Origin of the sequence: Paraburkholderia strydomiana, assembly GCF_046030495.1 — a bacterium.
GTDB lineage: Bacteria > Pseudomonadota > Gammaproteobacteria > Burkholderiales > Burkholderiaceae > Paraburkholderia > Paraburkholderia strydomiana_A.
Genome location: NZ_JAQQCJ010000001.1, coordinates 289,857 through 310,155 on the forward strand (window position 1 = coordinate 289,857; position 20,299 = coordinate 310,155).

Annotated in this window: 19 protein-coding genes; 16 read left to right on the forward strand and 3 right to left on the reverse strand. The window is 64.5% G+C overall.

Annotated features, from left to right (window positions below; translation table 11 throughout):
- The first annotated feature begins 32 nt into the window (after window positions 1-32).
- The 8 genes from dapF to hslU all read left to right on the forward strand — a co-directional run bounded on the left by dapF (window position 33) and on the right by hslU (window position 8,652).
- Window positions 33-908: a diaminopimelate epimerase gene (gene dapF / locus PQQ53_RS01340; RefSeq protein ID WP_408323126.1), complete on the forward strand. Its 876-nt coding sequence runs from the start codon at window positions 33-35 to the stop codon at window positions 906-908.
- A gap of 58 nt (window positions 909-966) precedes the next feature.
- Window positions 967-1,689, forward strand: a complete 723-nt coding sequence (locus tag PQQ53_RS01345) for a DUF484 family protein (protein ID WP_408323127.1) — start codon at window positions 967-969, stop codon at window positions 1,687-1,689.
- Between the two features lie 39 nt (window positions 1,690-1,728).
- A complete protein-coding gene (gene xerC / locus PQQ53_RS01350) occupies window positions 1,729-2,652 on the forward strand; it encodes a tyrosine recombinase XerC (protein WP_408139700.1) in 924 nt (307 codons plus the stop codon).
- Window positions 2,653-2,743: 91 nt separating this feature from the next.
- Window positions 2,744-3,946 (forward strand): class I SAM-dependent rRNA methyltransferase, encoded by a 1,203-nt coding sequence (locus PQQ53_RS01355; protein ID WP_408139702.1) that lies wholly within the window; start codon window positions 2,744-2,746, stop codon window positions 3,944-3,946.
- A 200-nt stretch (window positions 3,947-4,146) separates the two neighbouring features.
- A complete protein-coding gene (locus PQQ53_RS01360) occupies window positions 4,147-5,241 on the forward strand; it encodes a CobW family GTP-binding protein (protein ID WP_408139704.1) in 1,095 nt (364 codons plus the stop codon).
- A gap of 647 nt (window positions 5,242-5,888) precedes the next feature.
- Window positions 5,889-6,308 (forward strand): RNA polymerase-binding protein DksA, encoded by a 420-nt coding sequence (gene dksA, locus PQQ53_RS01365; RefSeq protein ID WP_012431412.1) that lies wholly within the window; start codon window positions 5,889-5,891, stop codon window positions 6,306-6,308.
- 451 nt (window positions 6,309-6,759) lie between these two features.
- Complete coding sequence (gene hslV, locus PQQ53_RS01370) at window positions 6,760-7,296, forward strand: ATP-dependent protease subunit HslV (RefSeq protein ID WP_408139706.1); 537 nt, start codon at window positions 6,760-6,762, stop codon at window positions 7,294-7,296.
- A gap of 9 nt (window positions 7,297-7,305) precedes the next feature.
- Window positions 7,306-8,652 (forward strand): ATP-dependent protease ATPase subunit HslU, encoded by a 1,347-nt coding sequence (hslU, locus tag PQQ53_RS01375; protein WP_408139708.1) that lies wholly within the window; start codon window positions 7,306-7,308, stop codon window positions 8,650-8,652.
- Between the two features lie 140 nt (window positions 8,653-8,792).
- Here hslU and PQQ53_RS01380 read toward each other — a convergent pair whose 3' ends face one another.
- Both PQQ53_RS01380 and PQQ53_RS01385 read right to left on the reverse strand, forming a co-directional pair.
- Complete coding sequence (locus tag PQQ53_RS01380; protein WP_408323128.1) at window positions 8,793-9,335, reverse strand: response regulator transcription factor; 543 nt, start codon at window positions 9,333-9,335, stop codon at window positions 8,793-8,795.
- Complete coding sequence (locus PQQ53_RS01385; RefSeq protein ID WP_408323129.1) at window positions 9,332-10,645, reverse strand: ATP-binding protein; 1,314 nt, start codon at window positions 10,643-10,645, stop codon at window positions 9,332-9,334. The genes PQQ53_RS01380 and PQQ53_RS01385 overlap by 4 nt, the downstream gene beginning before the upstream one ends.
- A 129-nt stretch (window positions 10,646-10,774) precedes the next feature.
- On the opposite strand from PQQ53_RS01385, the gene PQQ53_RS01390 reads away from it, so the two are divergent.
- Window positions 10,775-12,412, forward strand: coding sequence for a tetratricopeptide repeat protein (locus tag PQQ53_RS01390; protein ID WP_408323130.1), 1,638 nt, complete (start codon window positions 10,775-10,777; stop codon window positions 12,410-12,412).
- Window positions 12,413-12,465: 53 nt separating this feature from the next.
- On the opposite strand, the gene PQQ53_RS01395 is transcribed toward PQQ53_RS01390, so the two are convergent.
- Window positions 12,466-12,690: a cysteine-rich CWC family protein gene (locus tag PQQ53_RS01395; RefSeq protein WP_408139716.1), complete on the reverse strand. Its 225-nt coding sequence runs from the start codon at window positions 12,688-12,690 to the stop codon at window positions 12,466-12,468.
- 264 nt (window positions 12,691-12,954) lie between these two features.
- Here PQQ53_RS01395 and argB point away from each other — a divergent pair, with 264 nt between their 5' ends.
- From argB to PQQ53_RS01430, 7 genes are all read left to right on the forward strand, one after another.
- A complete protein-coding gene (argB, locus tag PQQ53_RS01400) occupies window positions 12,955-13,854 on the forward strand; it encodes an acetylglutamate kinase (RefSeq protein ID WP_007179687.1) in 900 nt (299 codons plus the stop codon).
- A 242-nt stretch (window positions 13,855-14,096) separates the two neighbouring features.
- Complete coding sequence (locus PQQ53_RS01405) at window positions 14,097-14,900, forward strand: HAD-IA family hydrolase (protein WP_408323131.1); 804 nt, start codon at window positions 14,097-14,099, stop codon at window positions 14,898-14,900.
- Entirely contained in the window at window positions 14,867-15,574 is a 708-nt protein-coding gene (gene slmA, locus PQQ53_RS01410) for a nucleoid occlusion factor SlmA (protein WP_408155941.1), read from the forward strand. Before PQQ53_RS01405 ends, slmA begins: the two co-directional genes overlap by 34 nt.
- A 292-nt stretch (window positions 15,575-15,866) precedes the next feature.
- Window positions 15,867-17,012 (forward strand): homoserine O-succinyltransferase MetX, encoded by a 1,146-nt coding sequence (metX, locus tag PQQ53_RS01415; protein ID WP_408323132.1) that lies wholly within the window; start codon window positions 15,867-15,869, stop codon window positions 17,010-17,012.
- The gene (gene metW, locus PQQ53_RS01420; RefSeq protein ID WP_408139724.1) at window positions 17,009-17,617 is read left to right on the forward strand and encodes a methionine biosynthesis protein MetW; all 609 of its coding nucleotides are present in this window, start codon (window positions 17,009-17,011) and stop codon (window positions 17,615-17,617) included. Before metX ends, metW begins: the two co-directional genes overlap by 4 nt.
- 14 nt (window positions 17,618-17,631) lie before the next feature.
- A complete protein-coding gene (locus PQQ53_RS01425; protein ID WP_408139726.1) occupies window positions 17,632-19,026 on the forward strand; it encodes an AmpG family muropeptide MFS transporter in 1,395 nt (464 codons plus the stop codon).
- A complete protein-coding gene (locus PQQ53_RS01430) occupies window positions 19,023-20,267 on the forward strand; it encodes a M48 family metallopeptidase (protein WP_408323133.1) in 1,245 nt (414 codons plus the stop codon). Before PQQ53_RS01425 ends, PQQ53_RS01430 begins: the two co-directional genes overlap by 4 nt.
- Window positions 20,268-20,299 lie beyond the last annotated feature (32 nt).

Sequence of the window (20,299 nt, forward strand, 5' to 3'; positions counted from 1 at the left end):
GCACCTGCCGGTGCGTCACTTACAATAGCGTGATGAAACTGAAATTCACCAAGATGCACGGCGCGGGCAACGACTTCGTCGTGCTCGACGGCTTCACCCAACCGGTCAATCTGAGCCCGGCGCAGGTGCGCGCGCTCGCGGACCGGCATTTCGGCGTCGGCGCCGATCAATTGCTGCTGGTCGAAAAGCCCACCGTGGATGGCGTCGATTTCAGATATCGCATCTTCAATTGCGACGGCGGCGAGGTCGAGCACTGCGGCAATGGCGCGCGCTGCTTCGTCAAGTTCGTGCGCGACCGCGGCCTGACCGATCGGCGCAGCGTGCGCGTGCAAGTGCAAAAGGGCACCATTACGCTGACCGTGCAGGACAACGGTGAAGTGCTGGTCGACATGGGCGCGCCGGTGTTCGACCCGGAACGCGTGCCGTTCGCCACCAAAGGCCTCGAAGGCCGCCGCCAGGGCGCGGACACGCTCTGGCCGCTCGACGTAAGCGGCACGACGCGCTGGGTTTCAGTGGTGTCGATGGGCAATCCGCATGCGGTGCAGGTGGTCGACGACGTCGAAGCTTTCCCGGTGCTGGTCGAAGGCCCCGTGATCGAACGCCATGCGCGCTTCCCGCAGCGAGTGAACGCGGGCTTCATGCAGATCGTCGGCCGCAGCGAGATCAAGCTGCGCGTGTATGAACGCGGCGCGGGCGAAACGCTCGCCTGCGGCACGGGCGCCTGCGCGGCGGTCGCGGCGGGCATCCGGCGCGGGCTGCTGGACGCGCCGGTGCTGGTCCACACGCACGGCGGCAAGCTGACGATCACGTGGGACAGTACCCGCGAGGGCGAACCGCTGCTGATGGCGGGCCCCGCAGCCACCGTTTTCGAAGGCGAGATCGAACTGGCCGACTCGTTGGCCGCTTAAACTCATTGACCGATGCGCCGCCCTTGGGGCGTCGTCCTGTAGTCCTTTAGCCGAAACCATGAACGATCGCGAAGTCGCCGAATACCTGCTCGCCAACCCCGAATTCTTCGCCGAACACGCGGAAATCCTAGCGACCATCCGGCTCGGGAACCCGCACGGCAAAGCCGCGGTGTCGCTACAGGAACGGCAGATGGAAATGCTGCGCGACAAGAACAAGCATCTCGAACGGCGTCTCGCCGAACTGCTGCGTTACGGCCACGAGAACGACAGCATCGCGTCGAAATTCAACCGCTGGACCATCCGCGTGATGGCCGAGCGCGATCCGTACGCGCTGCCGCGCACGATCGCCACCGGCTTGCGCGAGATTTTCGACGTGCCGCAGGCCGCGCTGCGCGTGTGGGACGTGGCCGAGCCTTACGCTCAGGCCGACTTCGCGCGCCACGTCGGCGAGGAAGTGCGCATTTTCGCGGGCAGTCTCACGACGCCGTATTGCGGCGCGAACACCGGCTTCGAAGCCGCGCAGTGGCTGACTCCGGCGGTCAACGCGGTGGCGGACGAGAGCGCGTCCGGCAATGCCACGTCCGAGTCGGCGCACGCCACCGAATCGATTGCGTTGCTCGCGCTGCGCGACCCGGAGGCCAACGAAGAAGCGCCCACCTTCGGTCTGCTGGTGATGGGCTCGGCCGATTCGCGCCGCTTCCACGACGGCATGGCCACCGATTTCCTGACGCAGATCGGCGCACTGGCCAGCGCCGCGCTGAGCCGTCTGCTGCCGCGCTGAGCCGCGCTCGCTCGCCCGCACGCGCCCAGGCCCACCACCGTGACCGCCGCCGATCCGATCGCCGCCTATCTGTCGAATCTCGAACATGAGCGGCGGTTGTCGGCGCATACGTTGCGCGGCTACACCCATGAACTCGCAGAGCTCAGGCTGCTGGCCAAAGGGCGGCCACTCGAAAGCCTGAGCGCCGTCGACATCCGCGGCGCCGTGGCGCGCGCCCATGCGGGCGGCCTGACGGCGCGCTCGATCAGTCACCGGCTGTCGGCGTGGCGTGCGTTTTATCGCTGGCTCGCCGGACGCGTCGATCTGCCGGCCAACCCTGTCGCCACCGTGCGTGCGCCGAAGCAGGCGAGGACGCTGCCCAAGGCCCTTTCCGTCGACGACGCCACGCGCCTGATGGAAACGCCGCCCGCCGCATCGCCCGAAGGTCTGCGCGATCACGCGATGCTCGAACTGTTTTACTCGTCCGGTCTGCGCCTGGCGGAGCTGGTCGGCCTCGACGCCCGTTTCGCCGATGCCGGGGGCTACCGCTCCGCCGGCTGGCTCAAGCTGGAGTCCGCCGAAGTCGAAGTGCTCGGCAAGGGCAACCGGCGCCGCGTCGTGCCGGTCGGCAGCAAGGCGCTCGACGCGCTGAACGCGTGGCTCGCGGTGCGCAGCCAGATGGTGAAGCACGATCCGCATCCGCTGTTTCTGTCGGCGCGCGGCAACCGGCTGTCGCCGAATGTCGTGCGTGAACGCGTGAAGCGCGCGGCGCTAGTCGCGGGCATTCCAGCCAATGTGCATCCGCACGTGCTGCGGCATTCGTTCGCGACGCACGTGCTGCAGTCGAGCGGCGATCTACGCGCGGTGCAGGAACTGCTCGGCCATGCCAGCATCACCGCTACGCAGGTCTACACCGCGCTCGATTTCCAGCACCTCGCCCACGTCTACGACCAGGCGCATCCGCGCGCCAAAAAACGCGACTGACGCCGCGTGTTGCGGCGTGTAGTCTCCTGCGCTTTCGCTTCACTCGCTGCGTGCGCGTTGCCACGCGGCCCATTGCTCTGCTGACATCCTGATGAATACCGTTACGCTCAAACCGTCGAAAGAAAAATCGCTGCTGCGCCGCCATCCGTGGGTCTATGCCAACGCGATCGACCGCGTCGATGGCCATCCCGCGCCCGGCGCGACCGTGCTGGTGCGCGCGCACGACGGCCGCTTTCTCGCGCGCGCCGCCTACAGCCCGCATTCGCAGATCCGCGCGCGCGTGTGGAGCTTCGACGAAACCGAGCCGATCGATCACGCGTTTTTCAAGCGCCGCGTGCAGCGCGCGCTCGCGCATCGTCAGACGATGGTGCACGACACCGGCGCGGTACGGCTGATTTTCGGCGAAGCGGACGGACTGCCCGGCCTGATCGTCGATCATTACGTCGCCGAGGACGCAGGCCAGCGCAGTCAGATCGTCTGCCAGTTCATGGCGGCGGGTGTCGAGGCGTGGAAGGAAGCGATCGTCGCGGCACTGGTCGGCGCGACGGGCTGCCCGAATGTCTACGAACGTTCGGACGTGTCGATTCGCCAGAAGGAAGGACTCGAACAGATCACCGGCGTGCTGGCGGGCGAGGCGCCGTCGGACGCGTTGATTTCGAGCGAAAACGGCGTGCGCTATCACGTCGACGTGCGCAACGGCCACAAAACCGGCTTTTACGTCGATCAGCGCGACAACCGCCTGCTGGTGCAGCAGCTCGCGCAGGATCGCGACGTGCTGAACTGCTTCTGCTACACCGGCGGATTCTCGCTGGCGGCGTTAAAGGGTGGCGCGAAGCGGGTGGTTTCGATCGATTCGTCGGGCGAAGCACTGGCCCTCGCCCAGCAGAACGTGGCTGCCAACGGCTTCGACGCCGAACGCGCCACCTGGCTCGACGCCGACGCGTTCAAGACGCTGCGCCGCCTGTACGACGAAGGCGAGCGCTTCGACCTGATCGTGCTCGATCCGCCGAAATTCGCGCCGTCGCGTGAACACGTGGATCGCGCGTCGCGCGCTTACAAGGACATCAATCTGACCGGCCTGAAGCTGCTGCGCCCGGGCGGCTTGCTGTTCACCTACTCGTGCTCGGGCGCGATCGATTCCGACCTGTTCCAGAAGATCGTCTCCAGCGCGGCCGCCGACGCGCGCGTCGATGCGCGCATTCTCAAGCGCCTCGGCGCGGGCGTGGATCATCCGCTGCTCACGGCGTTCCCGGAAGGCGAATACCTGAAGGGTCTGCTGTTGCAAATCGCCTGATCGCCCATAATTTGAGCTTAATTTTCAGGCTCATTTCGCGCGCGGGCGGCGCTGGCGCCAGCGGGCGCGAACCCCGGCCGTCAGCGCGGGCTTGACAGATATGTTTCAATAACCGGCTAGACAGGGCTGCGCGCCATCCGGCCGCCGCGCCCGGCTACGCTTTCGATCACGCACCGTTTCACGAACTACAGGCGACCAACATGCTCCCAGTCACCATCCTGACCGGCTTTCTCGGCAGCGGCAAAACCACCCTGCTCAAGCGCATCCTGAACGAAAAGCACGGCATGAAGATCGCCGTCATCGAGAACGAGTTCGGCGAAGAGAACATCGACAACGAAATCCTCGTGCAGGACACCAGCGAGCAGATCATTCAGATGAGCAACGGCTGCATCTGCTGCACGATTCGCGGCGACCTGTCGCGCGTGCTCGGCGATCTGGCGGCGAAGAAACAGGCGGGCGAAGTGGACTTCGACCGCGTCGTGATCGAAACCACCGGTCTCGCGAATCCGGGCCCGGTCGCGCAGACGTTCTTCATGGACGACCAGATCGCCAGCGAGTTTCTGCTCGACGCGATCATCACGCTGGTCGACGCGAAGCACGCGAACCATCAGCTGGACGAGCACGAAGTGGTGCAGCGCCAGGTCGGTTTCGCCGACCGCCTGTTCATCACCAAGGCCGACCTGGTCGACGAAAAGCACGTGAGTGATCTGCGCCACCGTCTGCTGCACATGAACCCGAAGGCGGCGATCAAGGTCGTCAATTTCGGCGAAGCGGACATCAAGGAAATTTTCGATCTGCGCGGCTTCAACCTGAATTCGAAGCTGGAAATCGACCCGGACTTCCTCGCCGAAGACGAGCACGCGCACAGCCACGCTCACGCGCACGACGAGCACGGCCATACGCATGAGGACCACGATCACGAAAACTGCGATCACGACCACGGCCATTGCGACCACGAAGGCCACGATCACGCGCACCATCACCACGCGCATCACGACGACAAGATCAAGTCGTTCGTGTACCGCAACGATCGTCCGTTCGATCCGAACAAGCTAGAAGATTTCCTCGGCGGCATTCTGCAGATTTATGGCGAACGCCTGCTGCGCTACAAGGGCGTGCTGTACATGAAGGGCGTCGATCGCAAGGTCGTGTTCCAGGGCGTGCATCAGATGATGGGCAGCGATCTGGCCGCGAAATGGCAGCCGGTCGAGAAGAAGACCAACAAGATGGTGTTCATCGGCATCGAACTGCCGCAAGACCTGATCACCGACGGTCTGGACGCCTGTCTCGCCTAAGCTTCAGGCGCTTGCCGTGCTGCGTCAGCGGCACGGCACAAGGCGTGCTTGCGCGCTCAACGCACGCGCCACCCAGGCACGGCGAGAATCATCTGCTGAATGCGCGCGACGCCCGTTGCAAGCCCGCGAAAAAGTCACGCGGATGAAAAGCGCGTGAAAACCCTGCTGTATTAATACGTGCACGACCATCGCTTTTTGGTCGTGCGCGCGTTATATTTTCGGGATATCAGTGCGCTGCAAGGAGATTTTCGCTAGTTGCGGTGCCGGATTGTGATTCAGTTACAATACGTGCCCACTGGAGAATGACAATGAATTGCCCGGTCAGCGCGTAGGCCGCGCCGGGCCTGAAGCGGCGCCGGAAAAGCTTGTCCGGGGAAATACGCCGACCATGCCGGCTGGCACTGCCTGAAAAGGTGCGCTGCCGGCAAGCAATACCTCAGGAGCATTTGAGAATCGGTTTCCAGAGGAGTTCGGCCCCGCATTGGCGTTGCGACGCCCGGCGTGTGGGCGCCAGGCGCTTCGGCGTCACGACAGTCCACCGTTCGTGCCCGCCTTCGCGCTTCCGCGTCCTCGATGCGCCTTTGCGGGCAATACGAAAGTGCGGGCACTATGTAAGAGTTTTGCCTCACATTGAAGAAGTAAGCCAGATGACGACGAAACGACTCTTGACCGAAGCCGAAATCCTGAAGATGAGCGACAAGGATTACATGAATGAGGATCAGCTCGCCTTCTTCAAGAACAAGCTCGAACAGCTGCAGGCGGACATTCTCCGCAATGCCGGCCAGACGACCGAGAACCTGCGCGAAACCGTAATCGTGCCGGACCCGGCCGACCGTGCAACGATCGAGGAAGAGCATGCGCTCGAACTGCGCACGCGCGACCGCGAGCGCAAGCTGCTGAAGAAGGTGCAGCAATCGATCGCGCGCATCGATTCCGGCGACTACGGCTGGTGCGAGGAAACCGGTGAGCCGATCGGCATTCCGCGTCTGCTCGCGCGGCCCACGGCAACCCTGTCGCTCGAAGCACAGGAACGCCGCGAGCTGCGCCAGAAGCTGTTCGGCGACTGAACGCCTGTGGCGCGGCTTCGGCTCCGCGCCCTGACACGCTGCTTCGTCGAGAGGCGCACGGTGAAACGTGCGCCTTTTTTCTTTTGTACGGCGCTGTTTTGTGCCGCGCTATGAAGACGGTTTCAAGCCCGTCGTCGACCGGTATCGCCGATGTGATTCGGCGTCCAGAGGCTATCGTTTTTCGCGACGCGAGTCGCCTTGCGACGAAGCTCGCTCCTTTGCGCCGCGCCCCGCTGCACCATCGCAGCGCACGCACCAAATCCCCGGTTTTTTGTCTTATGCCATTCGGCGGCTCTTGATATGACCGTGCACGCCCTAAAATAAATCGGACATGCGCTGCACGAGCGCGCCGACCGGTCGAATTTCAGCGTCGCGCGCCGTCCGTTTTCAGGATTCATGCGGTAGCGCGTCGCGCTGCCGTGTCCTACCCGTTTTGCAAAGAGGAACGCATATGGAGCAATTTCACGGCACGACGATCGTCTCCGTGCGCCGCGGCGACAAGGTCGCGCTCGGCGGTGACGGCCAGGTGACGCTGGGCAACATCGTCATGAAAGGCGGTGCGAAGAAGGTCCGGCGCATCTATAGCGGCAAGGTGCTGGTCGGCTTCGCCGGCGGCACGGCCGACGCCTTCTCGCTGCTCGACCGCTTCGAAGCGAAGCTGGAAAAACATCAGGGCAACCTCACGCGCGCCGCCGTTGAGCTCGCGAAAGACTGGCGCACCGACCGCATGCTGCGTCGTCTGGAAGCGATGCTGATCACCGCCGACGCGACCACTACCCTCGTCATCACCGGCAACGGCGACGTGCTCGATCCGGAAGGCGGCATCTGCGCGATCGGCTCGGGCGGCGCCTACGCGCAAGCCGCCGCGAAGGCGCTCGCCGACAACACCGAGCTGTCGCCCCGCGAAATCGTGGAGAAGTCGTTGGAGATTGCCGGCGACATGTGCATCTACACGAACCACAACCGCGTTATCGAGACGATCGAGTAAGGACCCACGATGAGCACAATGACCCCTGCCGAGATCGTCTCCGAACTCGACAAACACATCATCGGCCAAGGCCGCGCGAAAAAAGCCGTGGCCGTCGCGCTGCGCAACCGCTGGCGCCGTCAGCAGGTCGAAGACCCGTTGCGCCAGGAAATCACGCCGAAAAACATTCTGATGATCGGACCGACCGGCGTCGGCAAAACCGAAATCGCGCGGCGTCTCGCGAAGCTGGCGGACGCGCCGTTCATCAAGATCGAAGCGACCAAGTTCACGGAAGTGGGCTACGTGGGCCGCGACGTCGACAGCATCGTGCGCGATCTGATCGAGATTTCGGTCAAGCAGACCCGCGAAACGGAAATGCGCAAAGTGCGGACTAAGGCCGGCGACCAGGCTGAAGATCGCATCCTCGACATCCTGCTGCCGAGCGCGCGCCCGGTCGGCTTCGGTGCGAGTTCGAGCGCCGCCGACACCGCCGACGAAAGCAGCAGCACGCGTCAAACGTTCCGCAAGCGTCTGCGCGAAGGCCTCCTCGACGACAAGGAAATCGAACTCGACGTCGAACAGCCGCAAGCAGGCATGGACATCATGGGCCCCCCGGGCATGGAAGACATGACCGAGCAGATCCGTTCGATGTTCGCGAACATCGGCGGCGGCAAGAAGACGCGCCGCAAGATGAAGGTGAAGGAAGCGCTGAAGGTGCTCACCGACGAAGAAGCCGGCAAGATGCTCAACGACGAAGAGGTGAAAACCAAGGCGGTGCAGAACGTCGAGCAGAACGGCATCGTGTTTCTCGACGAGATCGACAAGATCGCCTCGCGCAACGAAGCAGGCGGCGGTGAAGTGTCCCGCCAGGGTGTGCAGCGCGATCTGCTGCCGCTCGTCGAAGGCACCACGATCAACACCAAGTACGGCATGGTGAAGACCGATCACATTCTGTTCATCGCGAGCGGCGCGTTCCATCTGGCCAAGCCGAGCGACCTGATTCCCGAACTGCAAGGCCGTTTTCCGATTCGCGTCGAACTCGACTCGCTGTCCGTGAACGACTTCGAATCGATCCTCGTGTCCACCGATGCGAGCCTCGTCAAGCAGTATCAGGCACTACTCGCCACCGAAGACGTTCATCTCGAATTCGCCGACGACGGAATTCGCCGTCTGGCCGAAATCGCTTACTCGGTGAACGAGAAGACCGAGAACATCGGCGCGCGGCGTCTTTACACGGTCATCGAAAAACTGCTCGAAGAGGTGTCGTTCTCGGCGGGCAATCACTCGGGCAGAGCCGTGCAGATCGATGCGGCGTATGTCGATCGCGCGCTGAACGAAGTAGCGGAAGACGAAGACTTGTCGCGTTACGTGCTGTGATATCCGTGCCGATGCACAGGCTGCGTCAGGCTATCCACATTGCCTGACCCAGATCAAATCTGACGCACAAAAAAACGGGCTGCCTGATCGAAGGCAGCCCGTTTTCTTTTGTCACACTGCCTACGTCGAAGCAGAACGACTTACTGTTTGACCGGCCGCTTCGCCAGCTTGCGCTGCAACGTTCGACGATGCATGTTCAACGCCCGCGCCGTGGCCGAAATATTGCCGCCGTGCTCGGCCAGCACGCGCTGAATATGCTCCCACTCCAGGCGCGCCACCGACAAAGGCGCGGGATGCTCGATCGCTTCTTCCGCTTGCAGCACGCTCGCTTCGGTTTGCAGCGCCGACAGAATCGTCTCGACGTTGGCCGGCTTTGCGAGGTAATTGTCCGCGCCGTCCTTCACCGCTTGCACCGCTGTGGCGATGCTCGCATAGCCGGTCAACACCAGCATGCGCGCGTCGGGCTGCAGATCGCGCAACGGCGCGACGAGCGTCAAGCCCGAGTCGTTGCCGAGATGCAGATCCACTGTGATCTGGCTGAACTTCTGCTGGTTCGCGAGCTTGATCGCCTCGTCCGCGTTGTGCGCTTCGCTCACCGTGTAACCGCGCCGCGTCAGACCGCGAGCGAGGATGCCGGAGAACACCTCATCGTCGTCGATCACCAGAAAATTCTTTTCGCTCATGCCTGTTTCTCCGTGTTGGATGGCGTGGCGCCTTGACGGCCCGTGCCAGAAAATTTGCGCCCGCCGGCGAGCGGAAGTTTCAGCACCGCACGCGTGCCGCGCGGCTTGATCGCGCTGACGTCGGTCAGCTCGATCGAACCTCTCAGACGCGACGCCGCCGAGAAGGCCAGATAAAGGCCCACGCCGTGACCGCCCTGTGTGCTGTCCACCGGCATCGCGCCAAGCGAGCCGCGCAGTGCGGCCGGAATGCCCGGGCCCGCGTCGCAGACTTCGAACACGATTTTCTCGCCGCGCGGATCGAGCGCGCACGACAGCGTCACGTGATCGCGGCTCGCACGCGCTGCGTTGTCGAGCAGAATCGTGAGGATCTGGCTGACGGCCACCGTGTCGTCGAGACTGACATCCGCGGGCGGTGCGCCGATCCGTTCGAACTTCACATGCGGATGACGCAGGCGCCACTGCTCGGCAAACGATTCGAGCCACTCGCCGACCGGCTGCCGATTGGTCGTCGTCGACGCGCGGCTGCGCAAGCGGGCCAGCGCCGACGTGCATAGCGTCATCTGCTGTTCGAGCAATTCGAGGTCGGCGCTGTAAGGCGCGAGCCCTTTGTCGCTGCGTGCCGCGTCGCGTAGTTCTTCGGACAACATCGCGATTGTAGACAGAGGCGTACCGATTTCGTGAGCGACGGTGGCGGCCTGCACGCCGAGCGCGACCGCGCGTTCGTCCTGAAGCAAGCGCTGCTGCGCTTCTCCGAGCGCTGCGTCACGTAGCCGCAGAGCCCGCGACATGCGCGCGACGAACCATGCAATCAGCCCGACGCTGACCATGAAGTTAACCCACATGCCGGCGCGGTAGTATTCGAAGAGATTCGCGGGGTTGTCGAGATTCAGCGGCACGGAATCGAAACCGAGCACCGCGTAGCAGGCCACGGCAAACGCCGCGAGCCAGGCCATCAGTTGCCACGGCAACACCGCGGCGGCGATCGCGAGCGACGGCAGGTACAGCGAAACGAATGGATTGGTGGTGCCGCCGGAGAGAAACAACAACGCGGACAACGCGCCGAGATCGACCCAGATCTGGCCGAACAATTCCATGTTCGACTCGGGCCGTTGCTGCGAAACGCGCCACCATGTGAGCGCGTTGAACAGCACTTCGAGCGCAATCACGAGCAGCATCGCGGGCAGCGGCAGGTTCACGCCGATGAAGATCTGCACGAATGCGATCGTCATGAGCTGACCGATGATGGCGAGGCTGCGCAGCCAGAACAGATGGCCAAGATTGACCCGGCCGGTGTTGGTTATACGGTGCATCACTTTAGTCTACCCGTTCGGACTACTCCGACTTACTTTGCAGCGGTGCCGCCAGTATCATGTTGCTTTTGCGACAGCATCGCAGGGGCCGGTCTTTCGCCATCGGCGCCTGCGCCGCGCAACCGTCCCATGCCGCACACCTCCGACCGCGAAGCCGACGCCTCATCAGCTTTCCTGAATTATTTGCGCGATGCCGCCGCAGCGAGAGAAAGCGGTAACGCGGCAACGGAGGCTGCCTGTTTCGAGACAGCGGCGCAATTGCATCCCCTCGACGACACTTCTCTCGCAGCGCTCATCACAAGCTTCTCCGAACAGCATCGTCATCAGGACGCGATCGAACTCGCCGCCATTATTGCTCAACTCGATCCACACCGCGCTCTGACGCACTTTCGTCTCGGCTTCGCGCTGCAGATGGCCAATCTGCATCGCGAAGCCGTCGCCCCGTATCGCCGCGCGCTCGTCATCGAGCCGACCTTGCCACAATTGCGCAACAATCTCGCCGCCGCGCTGATACTCAGCGGCGGGGACCTGGATGAACAACGGGCGTTGCTGGAAAGCGCGGTCCGCGACGAACCCGGCAATGGCGACGGCTGGATCAATCTCACCAACACCTATCGCTTGAGCATGGACCTGCCGCATGCGCTGGAGGCGGGCGCGCGCGCCATGCAATGCGCGCCGCACAGCCCGCTGTCGCATAACAACTATGCGCTGGCGTTACGCGAAGCGCAACGCTGGAGCGAAGCCGAACAAGCCGCGACAACCGCCTACAGCCTGGCTCCGCACGACGCCACCATGCGCGCCGCTCTCGGGATGCTGCAGCTCATGCGCGGCGACTACGCGAACGGCTGGCTGTCGCACGAGGCGCGTTGGGACGGCTCGCAGGAACTCCGCGGTGGCCGTCCACAGATGGCGGCACCCACCTGGCGTGGCGAACCGCTCGCGGGCAAGACTCTGCTGGTGTGGGGCGAACAGGGCATGGGCGACCTCCTGCAATTCTGCCGCTATATCCCGATGCTGGCCGAGCGTGTTCATCGCGAGGGCGGCCGATTGTCGTGGAATTCGTTTCCGCACATGGGCGCGCTGCTTGCGCGCAGCCTCGGCAGCCACGTGGACGAGTACTCCGCCGGCGGCGGCATCGAAACGCTGCCGCCGTTCGACTATGAGATTCCGCTGCTCAGCCTGCCATTGATCTTCGAGACGCGCGAGGAGACGATTCCGGCTGCGTCGCCGTATCTTTTTGCGCAAGCGTTAGCGCGCGACTCGTGGCGCAAGCGGCTCGGCGGGGAATCGCGGCTCAAGGTCGGGCTCACGTGGACCGGCAGCCTTGGCCATCAGCGCAATCCGTTCCGGCGTGTCGGTTGGGAACGCTATGCGGCCCATCTCGGCGGCATGCAGGACGTGGCGTTCTACTCGTTGCAACCGGGCGCGGACGCCGACGTGGCCGCCGCGCGGGCAGCCGGCCTGCCGATGACCGACCACACCGCCGAATTCACGACCTTCGACGACACGGCCGCGTTCGTCAGCGAACTCGATCTGGTCATCACGGTGTGCACGTCCGTCGCGCATTTGAGCGGTGCGCTCGGCCAGCGCACGTGGGTGCTGCTCGACGTCAATCCGCACTGGGTCTGGCTGCTCGAACGCAACGACAGCCCGTGGTATCCGAGCGCGGCGCTGTACCGGCAGCCGCAGTTCGGCGAATGGGAGCCGGCGCTGGAAGCCGTCGCCCGCGACCTGCACGCGCTGGCCGCCCAGCATCGCACGGCCTAGCGCTGCGGCATTTCGCCGACGGAGTGTCGGCCTCGCCGCAAGCTGCAGCCAGCTCAGGCCGAGCCGGCGCCCGGTCCCCCGCGAGCGGCTTGCGCAATCTCCCCGGCCAGACATTCGGGACACAAACACGGGCGCGCCGGATCGAGTCTGTCCGCCTGTAACGACGGCATCTCGCGGCACCAGCACTCGAACGGCTGCGCATGCCTGCCGCAATCGAACGCAGTACCGCAGCGCGGACAGCGCGGGCTGTTGGTCGAACGGGAAGCGGACGGTTTCATGACGGGCTGCGACGTGCGCCGAGGCATTGATGAGGAGATGATGCCACGGCTGGCGAGCCCGCGTGAGTCGTCCATTCGGCTAATTCACGGACGTCACGCGAGCGCGTTAAGCTTGATCGCCGAGCGAAGCCTGCGGCCTGCCGTTGCGCAGTGCGCAAAGCCCACGCCGCCCGCTGCCCGCGCCGCTATCGAAAACCCTGTTGCAGCGCGCCAGTCCTGTACAATTCGCCCTGTTTTAACTGTTCCGTGCCTGAGCCTGCCGCCATGTCCGAGCTTCCCGACCTTTCGCAGATCGCGCCCACCCTGAAGGCTGAAATCCTGGCCGAGGCGCTGCCCTATATTCGCCAGTATCACGGCAAGACCGTGGTCATCAAATACGGCGGCAACGCCATGACCGAGGAACGCCTGAAGCAGGGCTTCGCGCGTGACGTGATTCTGCTGAAGCTGGTCGGCATCAATCCTGTGATCGTGCACGGCGGCGGTCCGCAAATCGACCAGGCGCTGAAGAAGATCGGCAAACAGGGCACGTTCATCCAGGGCATGCGCGTCACCGACGAAGAGACGATGGAAGTCGTCGAATGGGTGCTCGGCGGTGAAGTGCAGCAGGACATCGTCACGCTGATCAACCACTTCGGCGGCCACGCGGTCGGTCTGACCGGCAAGGACGGCGGCCTGATCCACGCACGCAAGATGCTGATGCCGGATCGCGATAACCCGGGCCAGTACGTTGACATCGGCCAGGTGGGCGAAGTCGAGGCGATCAACCCGGCGGTCGTGAAAGCGCTGCAGGACGACGCGTTCATTCCGGTGATTTCGCCGATCGGCTTCGGCGAAGACGGTCTGTCGTACAACATCAACGCCGATTTGGTCGCCGGCAAGCTGGCGGTCGTGCTGAACGCCGAAAAGCTCGTGATGATGACCAACATCCCCGGCGTGATGGATAAGGAAGGCAATCTGCTGACCGATCTGTCGGCCCGCGAAATCGACGGCCTGTTCGCCGACGGCACGATCTCCGGCGGCATGCTGCCGAAAATCTCGTCGGCGCTGGATGCGGCCAAGAGCGGCGTGCGCTCGGTGCACATCATCGACGGCCGCATCGAGCACTCGGTGCTGCTGGAGATTCTCACCGAACAGCCGTTCGGCACGATGATCCGCTCGCATTGACTCCTGCATCAAACCCGGCACACGCGGCGCGTCGCAACGGCGCGTCATGTGTGCCGTGCGGTTACGCGGCGAAGCCGGGCACGCTGCCCGGCCAATGCGCCCCGTCCGGCCCCCGCAACCGCCCACGAAACGCCTTCGTGGCGCACCAGCCAGTACTCCCCTTCTCTCCCGCCGCCCGCTTCGCGAACACGCCACGTTCGCCGCGAGCAGCGACCGTCCGCGCCTGACCGGCGTTCTCCACCATGCGCACCCCCACTTCCCGCCGCCGCCGTCCGCATATCGCAGGCGGCAAGCCGGTTTGGCTGTTCGATCTCGACAACACGCTGCACCACGCCTCGCACGCCATCTTCCCGGCGATCAACCACGGCATGACGCAGTACATCATCGACGCGCTGCAAGTGGACATCGACGAAGCCAACCGTCTGCGCACCGGCTACACGCAGCGCTACGGCGCGGCGCTGCTCGGCCTGACGCGCCACCATCCGCTCGACCCGACCGACTTCCTGAAGGTCGTCCACACGTTCCCCGATCTCGGCTCGATGATCCGTCACGAACGCGGCATCGCGCGCCTCGTCGCGGCGCTGCCGGGCCGCAAGATCGTGCTGACCAACGCGCCTGAAGCGTATGCGCGCGCGGTGCTGGCCGAACTGCGCATCGAGCGTCTGTTCGAGCAGGTGATCGCGATCGAGCACATGCGCGATCGCCGCCGCTGGCGCGCCAAGCCCGACCACGCGATGTTGCGCAAGGCCATGTGCGACGCCCACGTCTCGCTCAAGGATGCGATCCTCGTCGAAGACACGCGCTCGCATCTGAAGAACTATCGGCGTCTCGGCATCCGCACGGTATGGATCACCGGGCATCTGCCGCGCAAACCGCACGCGGACGGCGTGCCGACGCGTCTGCCGGGCACCGGCCGGCCGCATTATGTCGACCGGTGCATTCGTTCGTTAAAATCGCTACGACTGGGCAGCCGCTCGGTTCGATGGAAGGGACAGCAGCCGGGACGACAGCCATGCAGCCGATCGACAAACCTGACGAAGCCTTAGCCGAACACGAAGCCGCTGCGCCGGCCCATGCAGCGGCGGCCCAGCGCGCGCAGCGTCTGAAGCCCGGCGAGCGCCGCGTGCACATTCTGCAGACGCTCGCCGCGATGCTGGAGGCGCCGAAAAGCGAAAAGATCACCACGGCGGCGCTCGCCGCCCGGCTCGGCGTGTCGGAAGCCGCGCTGTACCGCCATTTCGCCAGCAAGGCGCAAATGTTCGAAGGGCTCATCGAGTTCATCGAGCAAACGCTCTTCGGCCTCATCAACCAGATCGCCGACAAGGAAAGCAATGGCGTGCTGCAAGCACGCGCCATCGCGTTGATGCTGCTCAATTTCCCCGCGAAGAACCCCGGCATGACGCGCGTGCTGACGTGCGAGGCGCTGGTCGGCGAGCATGAACGGTTGACCGAGCGCGTCAACCAGATGCTGGAGCGCGTCGAGGCGTCGCTGAAGCAGTGTTTGCGGCTGGCGCAGACGGAAGCGAATGCGCGCGCGAGCGAAGACGCGAACGGCGCCGCACACACCGCCGTCCCGCTGCCCGCCGGCTACGATCCCGCGATTCGTGCGAGCCTGCTGTTGAGCTACATCATCGGCCGCTGGCATCGTTACGTGCGCAGCGGTTTCGCCCGGATGCCCGCCGAACACGCCGACGCGCAACTGCTCCTGATCCTCCAGTAATCCGCGCGGCACGCACCGCGCGAGGGTGCGCCGGCGACGCTGTCGCACGAGATTTTCCGCTATACTTTGCGCCTGAACGCGGCCCTTCGATGCATCCTGAACCGCGGTCCGGAACACCCTGAACACTCATCACGCGCCGATTTGCTGACTCGATTGCGGGCGCGCGAACCACAGGAATACTCCCGCGGTTCACTATAAATGCGGCTAAAGAGGTCGTCAGCCGCGCACACAGTCTTTCCTCCGTGCTTCGCCGACGCCATCTAGCCGCCCTGTTTTTTTAATGGCGGAATGAATGGAATCGATCGGTATCGTCGCTCCCCAAACAATGCATTTCACCGAGCCGCTGCAGTTGCAGAACGGCAGCTCGCTGGCCGGTTACGACCTGATGGTCGAGACCTACGGCACGCTCAACGCGGCGCGCAGCAATGCGGTGCTGGTGTGTCACGCGCTCAACGCGTCGCACCACGTGGCGGGCGTGTATGCGGACAATCCGAAAGACGTCGGCTGGTGGGACAACATGGTCGGGCCAGGCAAGCCGCTCGACACCGACAAGTTCTTCGTGATCGGCGTGAACAACCTCGGCTCGTGCTTCGGCTCGACCGGGCCGATGAGTATCGACCCGGCCACCGGCGTACCGTACGGCGCGACCTTTCCGGTCGTGACCGTCGAAGACTGGGTCAACGCCCAGGCGCGCGTCGCCGATCAGTTCGGCATCACGCGTTTCGCCGCGGTGATGGGCGGCAGCCTCGGCGGCATGCAGGCGCTCGCGTGGAGCATGATGTATCCGCAGCGTGTCGCGCATTGCATCGTGGTCGCGTCCACGCCGAAGCTGTCGGCGCAGAACATCGCGTTCAACGAGGTCGCGCGCTCGGCGATCCTGTCGGACCCGGACTTCCACGGCGGCAACTACTACGCGCACAACGTGAAGCCGAAGCGCGGCCTGCGCGTCGCGCGCATGATCGGCCACATCACGTATCTGTCGGACGACGACATGGCCGAGAAATTCGGCCGCTCGTTGCGCCGCGCGGAAGGCGCGCTGGACGCGTACAACTTCAACTTCGACGTCGAGTTCGAAGTGGAGTCGTACCTGCGCTACCAGGGCGACAAGTTCGCCGACTACTTCGACGCGAACACGTATCTGCTGATCACGCGCGCGCTCGACTACTTCGATCCCGCCAAAGCTTTCGAAGGTGATCTGACCAAAGCGGTCGCGCACACCACGGCGAAATATCTGATTGCGAGCTTCACGACCGACTGGCGTTTCGCGCCGGCCCGCTCGCGCGAGCTGGTGAAGGCGCTGCTCGACCACAAGCGCACGGTCACCTACGCGGAGATCGACGCGCCGCACGGCCACGACGCCTTCCTGCTCGACGACGCGCGCTATCACAACGTGATGCGCGCCTACTACGAACGTATTGCGAACGAGGTGAACGCATGAACCAGCGAGCACTCGATTACCTGGCGCTGCGCCCGGACTTCCGCGCGATCGCCCGCTGGGTCGAACCGCGCGCCACGGTGCTGGATCTCGGCTGCGGCGACGGCTCGCTGCTGTCGCTGCTGACCGAAGAACTCGACGTGCAGGGCTACGGCATCGAAATCAACGACGCGGGCGTGCTGGCGTCGACGCAAAACGGTGTCAACGTGATCCAGCAGAATCTGGAAGACGGCCTGCGCCTGTTCGAAGACGGCAGCTTCGACTTCGCGATTCTGTCGCAGACGCTGCAAACCATTCATCAGACCGCCGCGATCCTGCGCGAGACGGTGCGGGTGGGCAAGGAATGCATCGTGTCGTTTCCGAATTTCGGCTACTGGGCGCATCGGCTGTCGGTGCTGCAGGGGCGCATGCCGGTGTCGAAGTCGCTGCCTTATCAATGGCACAACACGCCGAACGTGCGGGTGCTGACCATCAAGGACTTCGAAGCGCTCGCGCCGGAAGTCGGCATCGAAATTCTCGACCGCGTGGTACTGCACGACGGGCAGACCGTGCGCTGGGGCGTGAACTGGCGTGGTAGTCTTGCGGTCTATCGCGTCAAGAAAAGCTAACGCAAGTTATCCACATGTCGAACCCGCCGCACGAGGCGCCTGCACTTAACGCTCACGAAGAACATCCCGGCTGGCGCGCGTTCCTGAATACGCGCATGCTGATCTGCGTCTTTCTCGGCTTTACGTCGGGCTTGCCGCTGTTCACGCTCGTCTATCTGGTGCAGGCATGGCTACGCTCCGAAGGCGTCAATCTGAAGGAAATCGGCCTCTTTGCGCTGATCCAGTTCCCGTACACCTGGAAATTCATCTGGGCACCGCTGATGGACCGCTACGTGCCGCGCTTTCCGGGCTGGCGTCCGGGCCGACGGCGCGGCTGGATGCTCGTCACGCAGATCCTGGTGGCCGGCGCCATCGCGGCGCTAGGCTTCGTGTCGCCGCGCGATTCGATCTGGACAGTGGCGGCTTTGACGGCGCTGGTCGCGTTTTTCGGCGCGAGCCAGGACATCGTGATCGACGCGTACCGGCGCGAGCTGCTGAGCGACACGCAGCAAGGCCTCGGCAATGCGGTGCATGTGAACGCCTACAAGATCGCGGCGCTGGTGCCCGGCTCGCTCGCGCTGATTCTGTCCGATCATTTGCCGTGGACCACCGTGTTCATCGTCACGGCGGCGTTCATGCTGCCGGGCATGGTCATGACGCTGGTGGTCAGCGAGCCCGAAGTGCACGGCAAGCCGCCGAAGAACCTGCGCGAAGCGATCGTGCAGCCGTTCCGGGAATTCATTCAGCGCGACGGCTGGCGCGGCGCGCTGTTTGTGCTCGGCTTCATCTTTCTGTACAAGCTCGGCGACACGATGGCGACCACGCTGTCCACGTCGTTCTTCCTCGACATCGGCTTTTCGCGCACCCAGATCGGTGTGATCGCGAAGACCACCGCGTTCGGTGCGAGTCTCGCGGGCGGCATCGTCGGCGGGATCTGGCTGATGAAGATCGGCATTGGCCGCGGCTTGTGGATCTTCGGCATCCTGCAGATGGTGTCGACGCTAGGCTTCGCGTGGCTCGCGCATCTCGGTCCGGCATCGCCGGGTCTCACGGAGATTTACAACATCGCGGTCTGGCTCAGCGAGGGGACGACGAAGCTGCTCGCGCTGGTGGGCATCGACTGGACTGTGCAGTTCGAGCCGCGCTCGGTCGCGCTCGCGCTGGTCTACGGCTTCGAAACCTTCACCACCGGTCTGACGATGGCGGCCTTCACCGCTTATATCGCCAGCACCACCGACCCGCGCTACACGGCCACGCAGTTCGCGCTCTTCACGAGCCTCGCGTCGGTGCCGCGCACGCTGGCATCGGCGGCGAGCGGCTATGTGGTCGCGCAGATCGGCTGGTTCGACTACTTCATCGCGTGCACGGTGCTGGCGTTGCCCGGCATGCTGCTGCTGTTGCGCATCGCGCCGTGGAGGGCCCGCTCGTGAAGACGCAACGCTCGACGCGTGCGCGGCGTTTGCGCGCGATCTGGGTTCCGTCGCTCAAAGCGGGCCGCACGGTGCTGTATGCGGCCTGCGCGCTCGGCTGGGCAAGCGGCCTCACGTTGAGCATGCCGTCGAACGCGTACGCGGCAAGCGCGCCGACGGCCGGCGCCAGCGCGGCCACAGCAGCCGCACCGGTCACAGCGGCGGGCCCGGCAACCGCGCCGACGGCAAAGTCTGCGGCGGTTGCGGCAAGCGCCGAGAACTCAACCTCGGCGGCGCCGGCCGCGAACAACGCGGCGAGCGGCCCGAACACCGGCAGCACGCCCGCCGCCACCGCACCGACCTCCGCAGCGCCGCCGGCTCAACCGCCCGTCACCGCGAAAACGCCTGCGGCGACTTCCGCGCCGCCCGCGTCGCCGCTCTCGTACACCCCGAACACCCAGTTGCGCTTCGGCGGCTACATGGTGTTCCGCAACCTGATTCCGTCGCCGATGCTCGAGGCACAAGCCGCCGAAGAGTTCGGCCAGATCGCGTACGGCGCCGAGCACGCCAACCGCCTGTACGGCGACACCGATGCGCACGTCACGCGCGTGCGGTCGATCGTCGACAGGATGATTCCCTACTCGCTGAAATGGAACGAGCGGGCCAAAAACTGGAAGTGGGATGTGGCGGTGGTGCGCTCGCCCGATATCCGCATGTACTGTCTGCCGGGCGGCAAGATCGTCGTCTACGGTGGGCTGCTCGACCGCGTGCGTCTGAGCGACAACGAACTCGGCATGCTGATCGGCCACGAGATCGCGCACGCGCTGCGCGAGCATGCACGCGAACGGCTTGGCCAGCTCCAGGCGAGCCAGCTCGATTCGACCGGCACGATCCCGCAGCTATTCGGGCTGGCCGACCTCGGTGCCGCGCCGCTCGGCATCGGCTCGCGCCTGCTGGAAATGAAGTACGAGAGCACCGACGAAACCGAAGCCGACGTGATCGGCAGCGACATCGCCTCACGCGCCGGTTTCGATCCGCGCGCGGCGGTGACGCTGTGGGACAACCTCGCGCAAGCCACGCGCGGAGATCGCGAGCGGGGCTTCATCTACGTGCACCCGTATACGCCCGCGCGTCGTCAGGACATCATCAAGCGCTTGCCGGACATGCTGCCGCTCTATGCGAAAGCGATCGGCAAGAGCGTGGACGCGCTGCCGGATTACGCGGGCATGGGCCGTCCGCGCCGCAAGCCGATCCGCGATTGACAGACCGGTATTGAGCGACGCGGGCGAGGAGG